General features: G+C 55.7%; 13 protein-coding genes and 1 pseudogene. 5 read left to right on the plus strand and 9 right to left on the minus strand.

The window, feature by feature from the left end:
* Together BUE16_RS00005 and BUE16_RS16125 are read left to right on the plus strand one after the other, a co-directional pair.
* Positions 1-355, plus strand: a pseudogene (locus BUE16_RS00005) (DDE-type integrase/transposase/recombinase); the annotation flags it as partial.
* Positions 337-618 (plus strand): alkaline phosphatase family protein, encoded by a 282-nt coding sequence (locus BUE16_RS16125; protein ID WP_143165319.1) that lies wholly within the window; start codon positions 337-339, stop codon positions 616-618. The pseudogene BUE16_RS00005 and the gene BUE16_RS16125, both read left to right, overlap by 19 nt.
* 99 nt (positions 619-717) lie before the next feature.
* On the opposite strand, the gene BUE16_RS00010 is transcribed toward BUE16_RS16125, so the two are convergent.
* From BUE16_RS00010 to BUE16_RS00030, 6 genes are all read right to left on the minus strand, one after another.
* A complete protein-coding gene (locus tag BUE16_RS00010) occupies positions 718-1,017 on the minus strand; it encodes a hypothetical protein (protein ID WP_073306268.1) in 300 nt (99 codons plus the stop codon).
* Positions 1,014-1,205, minus strand: coding sequence for a hypothetical protein (locus BUE16_RS16520; RefSeq protein WP_159435683.1), 192 nt, complete (start codon positions 1,203-1,205; stop codon positions 1,014-1,016). The genes BUE16_RS00010 and BUE16_RS16520 overlap by 4 nt, the downstream gene beginning before the upstream one ends.
* A 621-nt stretch (positions 1,206-1,826) precedes the next feature.
* On the minus strand, positions 1,827-2,291 hold the full coding sequence (locus BUE16_RS00015) for a dTDP-4-dehydrorhamnose 3,5-epimerase family protein (protein ID WP_073306270.1): 465 nt from the start codon (positions 2,289-2,291) through the stop codon (positions 1,827-1,829).
* 112 nt (positions 2,292-2,403) lie between these two features.
* Positions 2,404-3,888: a lipopolysaccharide biosynthesis protein gene (locus BUE16_RS00020; RefSeq protein WP_073306272.1), complete on the minus strand. Its 1,485-nt coding sequence runs from the start codon at positions 3,886-3,888 to the stop codon at positions 2,404-2,406.
* Between the two features lie 12 nt (positions 3,889-3,900).
* Positions 3,901-5,358, minus strand: coding sequence for a glycosyltransferase domain-containing protein (locus BUE16_RS00025; RefSeq protein ID WP_073306274.1), 1,458 nt, complete (start codon positions 5,356-5,358; stop codon positions 3,901-3,903).
* A gap of 565 nt (positions 5,359-5,923) precedes the next feature.
* Positions 5,924-7,051: a glycosyltransferase family 4 protein gene (locus BUE16_RS00030; protein WP_073306277.1), complete on the minus strand. Its 1,128-nt coding sequence runs from the start codon at positions 7,049-7,051 to the stop codon at positions 5,924-5,926.
* 311 nt (positions 7,052-7,362) lie between these two features.
* Here BUE16_RS00030 and BUE16_RS00035 point away from each other — a divergent pair, with 311 nt between their 5' ends.
* Positions 7,363-8,349 carry an SDR family oxidoreductase gene (locus BUE16_RS00035; protein ID WP_073306279.1) on the plus strand — a complete coding sequence of 329 codons (987 nt, stop codon included), beginning with the start codon at positions 7,363-7,365 and terminating at the stop codon, positions 8,347-8,349.
* A 592-nt stretch (positions 8,350-8,941) separates the two neighbouring features.
* Here BUE16_RS00035 and aglF read toward each other — a convergent pair.
* Positions 8,942-9,682 carry a UTP--glucose-1-phosphate uridylyltransferase AglF gene (aglF, locus tag BUE16_RS00040; protein ID WP_073306281.1) on the minus strand — a complete coding sequence of 247 codons (741 nt, stop codon included), beginning with the start codon at positions 9,680-9,682 and terminating at the stop codon, positions 8,942-8,944.
* A gap of 90 nt (positions 9,683-9,772) precedes the next feature.
* Here aglF and aglM point away from each other — a divergent pair, with 90 nt between their 5' ends.
* Positions 9,773-11,074, plus strand: a complete 1,302-nt coding sequence (gene aglM / locus BUE16_RS00045; protein ID WP_073306284.1) for a UDP-glucose 6-dehydrogenase AglM — start codon at positions 9,773-9,775, stop codon at positions 11,072-11,074.
* A gap of 883 nt (positions 11,075-11,957) precedes the next feature.
* On the opposite strand, the gene BUE16_RS00050 is transcribed toward aglM, so the two are convergent.
* Entirely contained in the window at positions 11,958-12,887 is a 930-nt protein-coding gene (locus tag BUE16_RS00050; RefSeq protein WP_073306286.1) for an NAD-dependent epimerase/dehydratase family protein, read from the minus strand.
* A 47-nt stretch (positions 12,888-12,934) separates the two neighbouring features.
* Positions 12,935-14,209 carry a nucleotide sugar dehydrogenase gene (locus BUE16_RS00055; RefSeq protein WP_073306288.1) on the minus strand — a complete coding sequence of 425 codons (1,275 nt, stop codon included), beginning with the start codon at positions 14,207-14,209 and terminating at the stop codon, positions 12,935-12,937.
* Between the two features lie 120 nt (positions 14,210-14,329).
* On the opposite strand from BUE16_RS00055, the gene BUE16_RS00060 reads away from it, so the two are divergent.
* Positions 14,330-15,451, plus strand: coding sequence for a glycosyltransferase family 4 protein (locus BUE16_RS00060; protein WP_073306290.1), 1,122 nt, complete (start codon positions 14,330-14,332; stop codon positions 15,449-15,451).
* The last annotated feature ends 61 nt before the right edge of the window (positions 15,452-15,512 follow it).

Here is a 15,512-nt window from a genome sequence, read left to right on the forward strand (position 1 = left end):
ATATTGGCTGTATGCCGCCGTCGATCCTGAGACAAACGAATTGCTCCATACAAAGCTTGAACCGACCACCACAAAGGTCCTCGCTCATTCGTTTCTGACGGAACTCTCCGAGAAACACGACGTCTCCGACGCCGTGTTTCTCGTCGATGGATCGCACTCGTTACAAGACGCGTGTCAACGCCACGGCTTCGATTTCAGATACGAGAAACATGGAAATCGGAACGCTGTTGAACGTGTCTTCAGAGAGATAAAACGTCGAACTATCTGTTTCTCAAACTGTTTCAGCAACGCCGAAGCAGAAACCGCCGACGACTGGCTCAGATCGTTCAGCTTCGCATGGAATCAGCTTATCTGAACACTACCGTCCTTGACGCCGTAGAAGTGCTGCTTGATAACGTGAAAGGGAAAGTCGCCGTTACAGCGGATCATGGCAACGCAGTTGGTGAGTGGGGCGTCTACGGCCATCCCGCGTATGTGCCAGTACCAGCTGTCAAAAGGGTGCCTTGGGCTGTAACATCAGCAGATGGTCACGGATCGTATACTGTTGATCAGGAGTACAGGAACGAAACTGCAGATGCTGATAGAGATGAGTTCTTAGAAGCATTAGGATATAAGTAGAATTGCTAGTCCAGAACCGGCGTGCGAGACATTGACGGGTTCTGCTAATGGATCGAACAGAATTGGCAACGAGTGATTGAGGGGCTTGCCCAAGCGTAATTACAGCGAACTGAGCACAACATCGACGGTATCGGTGGTGGTATCGGCGCAATTACTGATGCTGCCGAACGACACCACCTCGCCAATGTCGACTTCTGGTCGTCGAAGATACTGAAAGTCGACCGACATGATCGCGCGGTCCCCGATGTTGTCCGGATCGTGCTTCAGCGCCTTCGCGATTTCCAGGGGGCCATCCGTATTACCCGGGAGGGGCTCTTTGATCACGATAGGCGTCTCGACGATCTCGAACATATCCTCGGCAGGCCAATCCTTCAGCTCGCAACACGTATCGAGTTTCATGCCGCTGATCGCGCCCGTCTCTGAATTGAATCGCTTCCAGTAGCCTGATCGTCAACCGTCTTGCTCGGCGGGCGGATCGACGGCTCCGTGAGTTCGACGTCCTTGTTCTCATACGAGAGCTGGAGCGATGCCCCGTATCTCTTGGACTCCGGATTGTCGTCGAGCAAGAGCGCGATCGCCTCTGCCAACTTGCACCCCTACCAGCACGGGATATGGTACTGCTCGCCGCACAGCATTGTCCGCTCTTTCGGAGCAGCCCGAACACGATAATCGCGTCCGATCCTGCTTGCTTTTGAATGAATGGTGGTTCCCCCAATTGCGGTCGCACTCATAGGGCGTCGCACCGTCTGTAGAGTCTCGATTCAAACGACGACCGCGATCCGAATCAGATTCGCGGTCGACGAGGCAGTGATCCGGAGCAATAATGAACGCCATCGACTGTACGCCGCCGTTGATCCGGAGACCAACGAATTCCTCCATTTCAGCTTTTCAGACTAGAACCATGCAGCTCGCCGTGCTGTTTCTCCGTGAACTCCGCGAGAAACAGCAGGTCAAGCAAGAGACCTTCCTCGTCGATGAAGCACACTATCTCAAAGCCGCGCTAGAGCGACATGGGCTCCGATTTCAGATTACTCGCCACAGAAATCGAAACGCTGTCGAGCGTGTCTATTGTGTGGTAAAACGCAGAAATTCTCCCTTTCCAAATACGATTAGTATAGTGGAGCCACCGACGGCAGAATCGTGACTCCAAGCCTTCGCCGTCTGGCGGAATCGATACTAAAGATAATACGACCGCTGACGGCGGTTGGTTACCCGTGGACTTCCGCGTTCCAATCGTAAGGGATCCGGTCGTCGTCGTACGGGATTCGCTCCTCATCGGGTTCCTCATAGTCGTAGAGCTTTGTCGGATAGTTGATGAGGAACGCGGGCTCGTCGCCGATGACCTTGAACCCGTGCCAGCAGTCCCCAGGAATGCGGATTAATTGCTGGTTGTGCTCACCGATGACAAACGTGTTGAGTTCTCCTTCTGTAGGGGAGTCATCTCGTTCGTCGTAGATGCCGACCGTGATCCGACCCTTTGGGCAGACGAAGTGGTCGATCTGCCCTTCGAGATGTCGGTGCCAGGCTCTGACGACGCCAGGATAAGTCATCGAATAATAGGACATCTCCGGGTCGATTTCATACTCCCCCCAGTCTTCGCGGAAGACCTCGACGAGATGACCTCGTTCGTCAGCGTTCACTTGGAGGTCTCTGATTGCGACTCCATCTATCATGTGTGTCGGCTCGCAGTAACGATGTATAAGTGTTGATTCTGCAAGCGAGGTCGATTCATCGACGAGGCAGTTTGGGTACTGGAAGAAGTGGGGATGGGTCACTGTCGTCCGTTTATGATTCGGGTGATCCTGTGAAGTCTTTAAGTACGGATATCGGATGGGGGCGGATATATCGATATAGTAACGTACTGAAGAGGAAATAGCAAAGAACTCCGGTCAAAATTCCTGCTAGTAATCCAACGATGTCCTCAGAGAGTGTGGCTTGAACAGCGATCGCCATTAGGCCAGAACTGATACATGGAATCACGGCTCTAGTAGCGTACTGGCTGTAACGAGCTGAGATGATACGCCGGCTCACGACGAGCCAGACGGGGATGGTTATTCCGATACCGAGTGTGATACTGATTGCCGCACCCGTTATCCCCATGTAGTTCGTGAGAGGCCAGATCGTCAAGAGGATCGTTATCGCTCGAAGCAAGTTCATTCTGAAGTCCCACTCAGGAGCCCCCGTGCCCCTAAAGATCGCTCCACCGGTAGTCGCAATTCCGCGGACGAAACCAGCCACGGCCATCACCTGTAGTGCCGGAACGATCGGTATCCATTCCTCGCCTAGTACAACGACGGTGAATTCGGGGGCGACAACCAGTATGCCGACAGCCATCGGTACGGTAAGATAAAATGTGATCTCGAGCGTATTAAGGTACGTTCTCCTGAGTCGTTGTTTCTGGTTCTGGAGGGCGGAATAGGTCGGAAACGCGACTTTCGAAATAACTTTCGAGACCTCTGTAGCGGGCGCGTTTGAGAGGCGGAACGCCATCTGGTAGAAACCGAGGGCGTCCGCACCGAGCAGCCAGACGACGAATCCGTCGTCGCCCTGTGTCGAGACAAACGTTGTTATTCCGGACGCCCAGATCCACTTTCCGAATCCGAATAGCTCCTTTGCTTTCTCAGTATCCAATTCGAGAGATGGCCGAAACGGATCGATGCGGTACGATACGATGAGCTGTGTGAGATGTCTGGCGAGTATTCCAGCCACTAACGCCCAGACGTTCTGAAAAACGAAGCCGAATGCGATGGCGACGATCACATCGACGAAAACCGAAGAGAACCTGAGCGAGAAGAACTTATGGAAATCCAAGTTTTTCTCGAAGTAAACTGTGGCTGGATTCATGAACGCTCGAAACAGATACGTGATCCCGATTACCTGGAGAATGGGTCCTGCCTGCGGTTCTCCTAAGATGTTCGAAATAGCGGATGATGCCACATACAGGACGGAAATGATCAGAACAGCACGAACTATCTTCAGGCTCCAAGCAGTCGAGAGGTATTGGTCGATGTCGTCCTTCTCCTCTTGGATCAGTGCTTGGTCAACGCCGAGTTGAGAGAGTTGTTCCAGTGCCGCCAACGCGAGAAGTGCGATACCCATCAGACCGAAATCCGAGGGTGAAAGAAGCCGGGCGAGGACGATCAGCTTGAACGTCTCTAGAAGTCGGTTGAGGACGTTTAGAGAGCTAACCCAAGCCCCCCCGCTGAGGACTTTACTGGTGAGCCCGTCCCCGTCTTCATGTGCTGGAACCAGCGATCGTAGAAGATCCATACGGTAAGCGAATCACCGATCCGTCTTTTTAAAGACCATTATGTTCTTTGGAACGTGGTACAGGGAGTCGACAACGATCTCTTCTTTCAGTTCGTCCGTAGTTTGACGGTCGTACTCCATTCCGTGATCATTGAAGAGTCGTGTCCAGTATTCCGGCGGTTTCTCGTTAACGTGATGTGTACCGCCCTGTCCGGGAGGAGCAGCAGTTAATACGACGACATCACCGGATTTGGCCAGCGTGTTCACGAAGGTTCGGGCGTATCTCTCAGGGATGTGCTCCGCGACCTCGACGCTCAATACAAGATCGTAGTAGTCGTCCGGTTCGTACGGTTGACGAAGGTCGTGTTGTTCTAGACGATCGTTCGGGACCACGGCGTGACGGAAGGCCGCGGAATTTCCTTCGACGCCATGGATCGCCACACCGAGTTCCTCGAACCGTTCGAGGTACGTGCCGATCGCACATCCGAAGTCGATGACGCTACCGGGTTGGAACTGTTCCACCAGCGCATCTGCAATCTCATGTGATTCACTTCGAAATGGATCTTGTCTTCGCTTCGCATAGTATTCATCGGAGTAGATCTGGTCGGGTCCGAGGATTCCCAGCTGATCTCCTATTTCTTTCACACGAGTAGCGAGAGTTCTCACGAGCAACGAGGCTGATTTCGATAGCAACGCCAGGAATCCCTCCCTTTTCAAAACAGAGAGAGCCCTCCCGAAATGAAATACAGCTTTCTTCAAGAGCCCAGGATCGGGATCTGTTCTTACCGACATCCAGTACGGCCAGATTAATCCGAGTTTCCCGTCGGGACGATGCGGGTGGATGGCGAACTGAGGGGAGTCTCGCACCGAATGAGGGATCTGATTGTGTTCGAGGTCATGCTTCCACAACACGAACATTAGACTCAGTTGGTCCCGACTCGCACGCTCTGAAACTTCACGCCACCAGGACCACATTAACTCCTTGATCTCGGGTTCTTGATGGTGACGGAAGAGAATGCGATTCTCGGAGAGATCGCGATCATCGGGGAATCCGGCGTCGCGATAGTATTTCAACTGTTCGCGGACGGGACCTTCTTCCGCTTTGTTTTTTTCTATACATGCTTTCGCCTCCTCGAAGACACTGGTTCGCTTCGGATGCTTGTACAGCGCGAAGTCCGCGGTCGATAGATAATCCTCGACGAGGGGTTCGACTCGCTCCAATATCTGGATGTTTCCGTCGATGTAGACGCTGATATCGTATTCCTCCAGGTATTCGTGAGCGAGGATCTTGATGCGGCGATTGGAGAGCGCCGAATCAGTCATCGGTGTCACGTTTCTGATTTCCCAGACATCGGATGTGAGCGTTTCATCGTCGGTAAAACAAACGTAATCGACGCTGGACTCGGCCACTACCGGATCGATGAGTACGTCGTAATCTGCGAAGATGGCGGTATATACGACGATATTAGGGTCAGCGGAGTCCAAGGACATACCCGCATGTGTACACCTGCAGGTAAAAATCACGCGAGATGCGCTCAATCGCTCACACCGTCGAAAGCCTAGTTTTCGTTCGGATGAGATTCCGGTTTCCAAGCAACTCTGTTGAAATCTTCTATTGTTGATATATAGATGAGTCGGTTATCAACCCGATATTAGTCGATCCAGTGAGAAACTGGCTTCACAGCAAATCGAAAGACTACAAGAGAGTTTCAACAAAGCCAGATCTCCCAAAAGTACTGAACTTTGTCTTGTTTAGACACAGTGTAGATTATCCTCTCCGGCCGTTGTCAAAAATACCAATATCGCAGAGAGACACTCACATACCGATTTCGCTCTCCCAAAATAGACCCTACGCGACGTACTCAGGAGCGTCTAAACAAGGCCTTGACTTTTGAATCACATCTTATATTCGGAGATAGAAAGTTATCAAATCGAGAACCTGTCTATATAAATAATTCCTGACGATTCAGATATCATCTGCCGCCTGAATTACCGCTGGTAATATCACCTACACCATCTCTGCTCAGTGGATGCCACTACGATCCCGTTACTCAAATCAATAGACACTAGAGAGGACATCGTTCATGATGGGGGCGAGAGCATCGTAACTGTATTTTTCAACACATCGCTGCCTAGCCTTCTTCCCTAGTTCTTCACGGAGTTTTGGATCACGGTACAGGTCGATAATGGACTCTCGTAACTCTTCGACGTTCCCTGACTCGGTGATCCGACCACAGTCTTCTAAGATTACAGGCAAATCATTCACATCGCTCGCGATCACAGGTTTGGCCATCGCCATCGCGTCGAATACCTTCGACGGAAGCTGACCCCATGTCGCGGGGCTATCCTTCTGTGGGATCGAGATCACGTCCGCTGCGGCCACCCATCTGGGGATTTCATCGAAGGGTTGCATCCCCCTGATAATGAGCGATTCACCACCGATCCGGCGAATCTCGTCGACGTATTCCGATTCGTGGGCCCCGACGACAACAGCTCGAACGTCTTGGCGATCGATCATGGCGACTGCTCGTGCGAGGTCGTCGACTCCTTTGTGGGGTCGTGGTGTCCCCGAGAACATGACGAGAAAGTCATCAGCAGGCAAGTCCAACTCTTTCCGAACCTGACTCTGATCGAATCGGGATGGATCGAGTTTATCGGTATCTTTGGCGTGTGGAATAAGCGTTCCTCCAAATCGGTCCTGAAGAAACCGGTTCGACACAGTACGAGCATCCGCGAATCCAGAGATCGCTTCGAAGGTCCGTGTATAATAATATGAATTTGAATTAATCAATAGGGGGGCTCCTTTCAGATACGTTTTTATTTTGTTATTCTTGTGATGGAATCCAGATTCCCAGTCGTCTATATCAAGAATAAGTGGCCGATCACGGCCGATCGTTGCGAGTAATCCAAGACCGTAGCTCGTGGTTCGAGGTTTGGATGCGTAAACGACATCGCCCGAGATCTGGTCGAGGAGATCGGGTATCGAAAAAGGAAATCGATACATCCGTGTTTTCGTTGTAACACCACGATAATCATACTCGTCTTTGATCGGTTCCCAGATCTCGTCTTTGAATTGAGGACCGACGATCTCAACATCATGATTTCGCTCGATGAGTTGTGCGAGTACGTAGGCCCGTCCGAGGCAGTTATTCGATAGGTCAGGCGAAACGACCGAGACAAGCATTTCCTGTTCATCATAATGTGATAGACAAATATATGACTATCTCAAGCCTCCGTAGCTGTATTGTAATAGAAAATACATAATATTAATTCAGGCAGAATACCTTCTATTCACATATCTAAAATGATGATCCTCAAGAGAAAATTCTTTCCGCTCTTCGGGGAGTCGAGCGCACAGTTCGGGGGCGGATCGACCGCACTCTACGGGGGGGTTTGTTTCGATCTGGTGCCTCTGGAACCGTCGTATCAGTCCTAGCTCGGGCTATGCGTTCTGCGAACCGCGCGAGTTTTGTGTCGGCCGCCGGAAGAAGAGGCATGCGAATTCTTGTGACGGGAGGGGCAGGGTTTATCGGCGGTCACCTCGCCGAGTCGTTTCTCGCCGACGGCCACGAAGTGACGGTCCTCGACAACTTCGAACCCTTCTACGCGGAAGGGATCAAACGTCACACTCTCTCGGTCCACCGCGAGGTGGCTGAGGAGGCCGACGCCGAGTACCGGTTCATCGAGGGAGATGTGCGGGACGTCGAGACCGTCCAGAAGATCGTCGCCGACGCGGACGTAGTTGTCCACCAGGCAGCGCAGGCTGGCGTGCGCGAGAGCGTGAAAAATCCTCGAAAGGTAACCGACATCAACGTTGATGGGACTGTGAACCTTCTGGAGGCGGCGAAAGAAGCGAACGTGAAGCGGGTGATCCTCGCGAGTTCCTCGTCGGTGTACGGCAAGCCGCACTCGTTGCCCTACGAGGAGGACCACCCGACTGAGCCCGTGAGCCCCTACGGGGTGACGAAACTCACTCAAGAGCACATGGCGCGGGTATACACGGAGTTACATGGCCTACCGACGGTCTGCCTGCGATACTTCACTGTGTACGGCCCGCGGATGCGCCCCAACATGGCGATCTCCAACTTCGTCTCGCGGTGTGTAAACGGGGAGCAGCCAGTGATCTACGGGGACGGCCAACAGACGCGCGATTTCACCTATGTGGATGATGTGGTGGACGCCAATCGGACGCTGTTGGAGTCGGACGCGGTTGATGGCGAAGTGTTGAACATCGGGAGCTCGGACAATATCTCGATCCAAATGTTGGCCGAGACGGTGCGTGACCAGCTCGCGCCAGGGCTTGAGATCGTGTATGAATCTGCGCGGGAGGCTGACGCCGAGCACACCCACGCATCCGTGCAGAAGGCCGGAGAGTTGATCGGGTACGAGCCCTCTCGAACAATCGCGGAGGGCGTGGGCGAGTTCATCGAGTGGTACCAGGCGAACCGGGAGTGGTACGAGCCGTTGGTGCGAGCGTCATAGAAGCAAGGGCGCCGGTGAAACATAGCTGTGATCCTTCGAAATATTTTGGACATTTCGACAGAGTACTGTACATGTTGGAGGTCAATCTGGCCGCAGGGACGTTCCAAACGAAATACCTACGCTCTTTGATGAATATTTTTGAAAAGTATCTCAGGTACGAACCGTATTTGCAGGTCGGATAGCTGGAACAATAAAGACGTTTCTCGATCAGCGAATGAGATCGTAGACCGCCAGAAAAACAGCCTATCAACCACCACCAGACGAAATCACTAGACAAGAAACTGGATAACTGGGGTGCAATATTGATGGACACGGCTTTAACTTCCGGATGATCGAGACTCAGGCTGTCATGGGACGGAGTGATGATGATCACCGTTAGAGTTTGAGCTGGGAGTTTTCACCGACGACGAGCCGGTTCGCGTTGAGAAAATAATATAAAATTTCACAGGAAAATGGGCCGGTTATCATACCGATATTCCTGGTTTCGGTGAGAAGAATAGATCTTGATTATGGCAAACTTTATGTATCATAAACTAAATTATATTTTTGTGTTGTCTGATTTTGCCATCTGGGTGCCGAATATCGCCGTCGCTTAGATCTCGGCTTCCGAGTCTACCTCTGTTTCGTCGCTCAGTCGCTGCTCAGCCTCATCACGATCCTCGGGATAGCCGATATCCATTCGCCACCCATCTAGTGGGATCGCGTCGATGGTGCGCCCGCTTTCAAGTAATAGGCCGATCGCGTCGCTGATCTCGTACTCCCCGCGGCCGCTCGGCTGCACTAGGTGGCACGCGTGGAAGATAGCAGGCGTAAATGTGTAGAAGCCGGTCATCACGAGGTTCGACGGCGGGTCATCAGGCTTCTCGATCACATCGACGATCTCGCCGTATTTGTTCGTGTCACAGACGCCGTAGCGAGAGGCTTCCTCCATGGGGACCTCTTCAACAAGGAACGCGGCGTCTGCACGGTCCTCGGCCTGCCGGCGGACAACATCTTGCAGGTTCGCCTCGAAGACGTTGTCGCCGAGGATGAGCATGAAGTCGTCATCGATGTGATCTTCAACAGTCAGTAGCGCGTGCGCAAGCCCATTCTGCTCGCGCTGGTGAGCGTATGTGATGGGGATACCGTCGTACTCGTCGCCGTAGTGCTGGATGATCCGCTCTTTCATGTATCCGACTACGACGATGAGTTCGCTCGCCCCCAGTTCGACGAGGTTGTCGAAACAGTGCGTAAGGATCGGTGCTCCGTCCACCTCGACCATCCCTTTCGGTTTATCTTCAGTCAGCGGTCGGAGGCGCGTTCCCTCGCCAGCGGCGAGAACGACGGCTTGCATGTGGCGTCATTTTAACCACGAGTGTAAATACCTTCAGTGTCGACGCGTCGACGGGAACGCTGATATGAGTGCCACCGCTTCTCACCGACAATGCGAATAAACGTCGTCGGCTCCGGCTATGTCGGTACGACGCTCGCCGCCTCACTCGCCGACCTCGGTCACGAAGTAACCGCGATTGACATTGACGAAGAGATCGTTGCGACTCTCAACAACGGCAGCGCACCGATTCACGAGCCCGGACTCGATGAGCTGGTCGCTCAGCACGCGGGCGACCGGCTGCGAGCGACGACATCTTACGACGACGTATCGACAGCTGACGTGACGTTTCTGGCTATTCAAACACCCTCCCGCGAGGACGGGAGCATCGATACCGGAGCCCTCAGCGCAGCCGCCGAGATGACCGGCGAGGCCTTGGCAGGTAGCACTGACAGGCACTTGGTCGTAATCAAGAGCACGGTCGCGCCTCCGTCGCTCCCCTGCGTCGCCGACGCGCTTGCGACAGGACTCGACGAATCGCTTGTTGGTGACGGTGGGGACCGTGTCGCCTTCGGGGCGAACCCAGAGTTCCTGCGTGAGGGAACGGCTGTGTCAGATTTCCGTGAGCCCGATAAGCTCGTGTTCGGAACTGACGTTGAGTGGGCCGACGAGTTGCTCGACGACGTGTACGCGCCGCTGTTGGCCGAACACGATGCTTCCGTCGTCCGTACCGATCCCGCGACTGCGATGATGATCAAATACGCTAACAACGCGTTCCTCGCCGCGAAGGTGAGTCTGATCAACGACCTCGGGAACGTCTGCAAAGAGTTCGGCCTCGACACCTACGAGGTCGCTGAAGCCATCGGGCTTGACGATCGGATCGGCGAGCGCTTCCTTCGGAGTGGACTCGGGTGGGGTGGATCGTGTTTTCCCAAGGACACGAAGGCGCTCATCGCCGCTGCTGAGGGCGAGGGGTACTCCCCGGTGCTGTTGCGTGCGGCTGTTGAGGTGAATGACCACCAACCCGAGCGGCTCGTGGCACTGTTGGAAGAGGAGGTGGACCTTGAGGGGGCGCGGATCGCAGTGCTGGGCTTGGCGTTCAAGCCGGGAACTGACGACGTCCGCAACTCTAGGGCGATCCCAGTGATCGAGGCACTCCGCGAGCGCGGCGCGACCGTCGTCGCCTACGACCCTGTGGCAGGCGAGAACATGTCTGAGCGGTTTACAGAGTTGGAGTACGCCGACTCCGCTGCGGACGCGCTTGCTGGCGCCGAAGGCGCCGCCGTCGTCACCGGCTGGGACGAGTTTGCCGCGCTTGACTCGGAGTTCGACGCGATGGCCGACCCGGTCGTCGTTGATGGGCGTCGTGTGATTGAACGTCGGGAGGGGCTGGTCTACGAAGGGCTGACGTGGTGAGCGCGACTGATCCCTTGTGATCTACTTTCGGAATATTGTTCTCTATCTCAAGGAGTAGCTGGCGATGCACGCCGCCATCGAGCACCGAATCCACTCCGAGAATCTCTCCCGGCTCGTCCACGGCGACGAGATGTATTCGAAGGAACTCCAGGACGTGATTTGAAACGATGACAGCACGTTCCAAATCTCTCAATCGTGCCCCCCACTGCTGCTCGGTATTGAGTTCACCGTGACGTCCAACGATGCCGTCGTGCACCGGCCGCCGATTGTTCCTGCTAAGTTCCTCCTGACCAGGCCGCCGAGGTGTGGGTTTCCGTTGGTATCATCGTCGCGGCGCTTGTGGCATCAGTCGTCCTCACGTAGGCCAACGGGGCGGCGCTGTCGCAGTTCTCCAACTGGTTTCAACACCACAATTTGCGTCGACAGCTACGAGGCGATGCAGCGCCTCAACATGGCGTTCTTCGACGACAAATAGATCGGGCAGGTACTTGTTATCCTCAACGACGGTACGCAACCTCCGGATGTTCCTCGGGACAACCGTCTCGTCGGCGCTCCAGTTGGTCGGGACCGTGGGCGAGATCGCGATTGTGTTTTTCAGCCCGAACTAACCGCTGGCGCTCGTTATGGTGGTGTTCCTCCCGAGACTCGGCGTGTTCACTCTCTCCCTGGGACATGTGGACGATGCACCCCGTATTGGCGCTGCCTGAGCGATGTGTGTGACGAGAGTGTTCACTGGAGGTATGGTGCCTCAAGTCGGAACTGTTCACAGTCTCATCGGTATCTGACCACCGTGAATCCCGACGTTCGTACACACAGTGGTGTCGCTGTCCTCTGTTCTACAACTCAAGAACGCGAGTGACGCAGGACTCGACCCCGAGGTGGCTCACCGATAGTACTCGATGGTCGTTTCGAGTCCCTCTACAAAGTCTACGTCTGCGTCATATCCTAACAGATCCTGTGCCTTCGAGATGTCTGCGTGCGAGTGGCGAACGTCTCCCGGACGCGGGTCGTCGTGTATTGGGTCAATGTCGGTCCCGAGCTGCTCGTTGAGCACATTAACCAGTTCGTTGATCGTAACGCGGCCGCCACACCCGACGTTGAACGCCTCGCCGGTTACGTCGCCTTCCGCTGCGAGGATGTTCGCCTCGACCGCGTTGTCGATGTACGTGAAGTCGCGAGACTGTTCGCCGTCGCCGTAGATGACGGGTTGCTCGCCGGATATCAGTAGATCAATGAACTTCGGAATGACTGCCGCGTACTCGCCGTTGGGATCCTGGCGCGGACCGAAGATGTTGAAATACCGGAGTGCGGCGGTGTCGATGTCGTAGAGGTCGCTGGCTTGGAGGGTGAGTTTCTCCGTGTAGTACTTCGAGAGTGCGTACGGCGATTCGGGTTGTTCGGTCATCGACTCGACTTTTGGGAGTTGTTCTGTGGAGCCGTAGACCGACGAGGACGATGCGACGACGACGGTATCGACGCCGGCTTTGCGGGCGGCGTCGATGACGGTAGCCGTGCCGCTGCAGTTCGCATCCGTCGTTGTAACGGGGTCGTCAACGCTCCGCGGGACTGAGGGAACTGCGGCCTGGTGGAAAACGTGATCAGCACCATCGGTGACATCAGTCATCGCGTCTGTATCGCGGATGTCCGCCTCGTGGAACACGAAGTCGTCTTTCGGGTAGAGGTCCTCGAGGTTCTGTTTGCGCCCCGTGGTGAAATTGTCGACGCCGCGAACGTCGTAGCCGCGGTCGAGCAGGGAATCAGCGAGGTTTGACCCGATGAACCCAGCGACACCAGTGACGAGTGCAGTCGGCATACGTCGTAATTCCCACGAGGTGGGGTTAGTATATCGGAACGCGACAGCTATAGTCGAACAATATGGTCGTCGTCGCGGTGGCCCGTCGCGTTTCGAGTGTCGAACAGGAGCGTTGCCTCGTTAGCGAGCCGGTCAACGTCCAGTGAGGAGTGATCAGTGACGAGGATGACACAGTCTGCGGCGGTGAGGCTCTCGTCTGTCAGCGGGGCCGACTCGTACGTGGTTGTGCCGATATCGAGCTCGGGAACGTATGGATCGTGGTAGCTGACGTTCGCGTTCCACTCCTCGAGTTGCGTGAGAATGTCGATTGCAGGAGATTCGCGCGTATCCGAGACGTCCGGCTTGTATGCGGTGCCAATGACGAGCACGTCGGCGTTCGAGAGTGCCGTGCCGTGGTCGTTGAGTTGTTCGACGACGCGCTGGACGACGTGGGTGGGCATCTCGCGATTGACCGTGTCCGCGAGGTCGATGAAGCGCGTATCGACCCCCTGTTCATTGGCTTTCCAAGAGAGATAGAACGGGTCGATGGGTATACAGTGGCCGCCAAGGCCGGGACCCGGGTAGAAGGGCATGAAGCCGAACGGCTTCGTCTCTGCAGCTTTGATGGCGTTCCAGATATCGACATCGAGCTCGTGGGCAATCTGGGCGAGTTCATTGATGAGCCCGATATTAACCGCACGGAACGTGTTCTCGAGGAGCTTGACCAGCTCTGCTTCCGTTGCGGAGTCGACGCGAACGACCTCATCGAAGACGGGTTCGTACAACGCTTCCGCACGGTCGCCGCACTCCTCGGTGACGCCACCGAGAACCTTCGGGATATCTGTCGGTCCGTACTCCTCGTTGCCGGGATCGATGCGCTCCGGAGAGAATGCGAGATACATGTCTTCTCCCACCGTTGTGCCGTTCTCTGCCAGGATGTCGCTGACGGCGTCTTCGGTTGCGCCAGGATAGACGGTGCTCTCAAGGACGACCGTACAACCATCATTGACAACCGGGGCAAGACGTTCGGCGGCGTCTAAGACGTAGGAGAGATCCGGTGTGTCGGTCTTTCGGAGTGGTGTCGGCACACAGATCGAGACCCCATCCGCGTTCGCGAGCTGGTCGTAGTCGGTCGTGAACGTGAGTCCCTCCTGAACGGCGGTAGTGACTTCCTCGTTGGTGACGTCGTTGACCGTGGAGTCGCCGCCGCGGAGGCGTTCGACCTTTCGGTCGTCGATGTCGACGCCGACGACGTCGTAACCCGCGTCGTGCATCGCAAGCGCCAGTGGCAGGCCGACGTATCCGAGGCCGACGACGCCGACGCGTGTTCCGTCGGTATCCATGTAGATTGAGGGATACGTCTCAGCCGTTTTAGGGTGTCGCTACCAGTGTGGCGAATCCTGGACCGACGTGGAAAACGAGCCTTAAGTCACCGAGACGTGTCGCCGAACGTGTGACAGTCGATGACCGGTGAACGCCCGCGCGTCTTCCATCTGATCACGCGATTGCTCAAGGGCGGTGCCGAAGCCAAGACGCTGGCGACCGTCCGCGGCCTCGACGACGAGTACGAGTTCACCCTCGGCTACGGTGCCGAGTACGACCAAGAACAGGTCGACCTGCTGGAACACGAGGGCATCGCGACCCAACACTTCCCGCTGATCCGCCACTACAATCCTGTGACGACGGTCCCAGCAGTGCTTTCGCTGGCGTGGTACCTCCGCCGAGAGGACTTCGACATCGTACACACGCACAGCACGGAAGCGGGTATCATCGGCCGTTTTGCGGCGGCGCTGGCGGGTGTGCCACACGTGGTCCACACGGTTCATGGAGTGCCATTCGCCGACGACCGGAACGACGTACTGAATCGATTCGTGCTCGCGTGTGAGCGGCAGGCGGCCCGGTACACAGACCGTATCGTCGCGAACGCCGACGTGATCGCCGAGGAGTACCTGGAGCTGGGGATTGGACAGCCGGAACAGTACACGACCGTCTACAGCGGCGTGGACCTGGACGCGTTCGCGGATGCCGAGCCCGCGATGGACCTCCCGGGGGAGCGTCCGCGCCTGGTGATGGTCGGGCGGCTCGCCGACGGGAAGGGTCACGGCGTGTTGTTGGATGCGGTGACGTCGATGGACGACTGGGAGGGGTCAGTCTGTATCGTCGGCGACGGCCCGCTGTACGACTCGCTCGAGGCGTCGATCGAGGCGCGCGGGCTGTCCGAGCAGGTGTTCTTGACAGGCTTCCGGGACGACGTACCGCGGATCCTTGCGGCGAGTGACGTGCTCGTGTTGCCGTCGTTCCGCGAGGGGACGCCGCGAGTGATCACGGAGGCGATGGCGAGTGGGCTGCCCGTGGTGGCGACCGATATTGCGGGGATTCCGGAGCAAGTGGAGGATGAGGAGAACGGGTATCTGGTTTCGACTGGGGATGCGGCGGCGTTGGCAGCGCGGATGGGGGAGTTGGTGGGGGATTCGGAGCTTCGGGAGCGTATGGGGGAGTGTGGGTTGGAGTATGTAGAGCGGTTTTCGGTGGAGTCGATGGTGGAGGAATTGGACGGAGTGTATCGGAAACTACTAGAGCAGTAGTAACCGTCATTCACAGTACTGGTGGCTTGAACGGGAAAACCACTCATCCGAACGAGGAACA

Source organism: Halobaculum gomorrense, from assembly GCF_900129775.1.
Classification (GTDB): Archaea; Halobacteriota; Halobacteria; order Halobacteriales; family Haloferacaceae; genus Halobaculum; species Halobaculum gomorrense.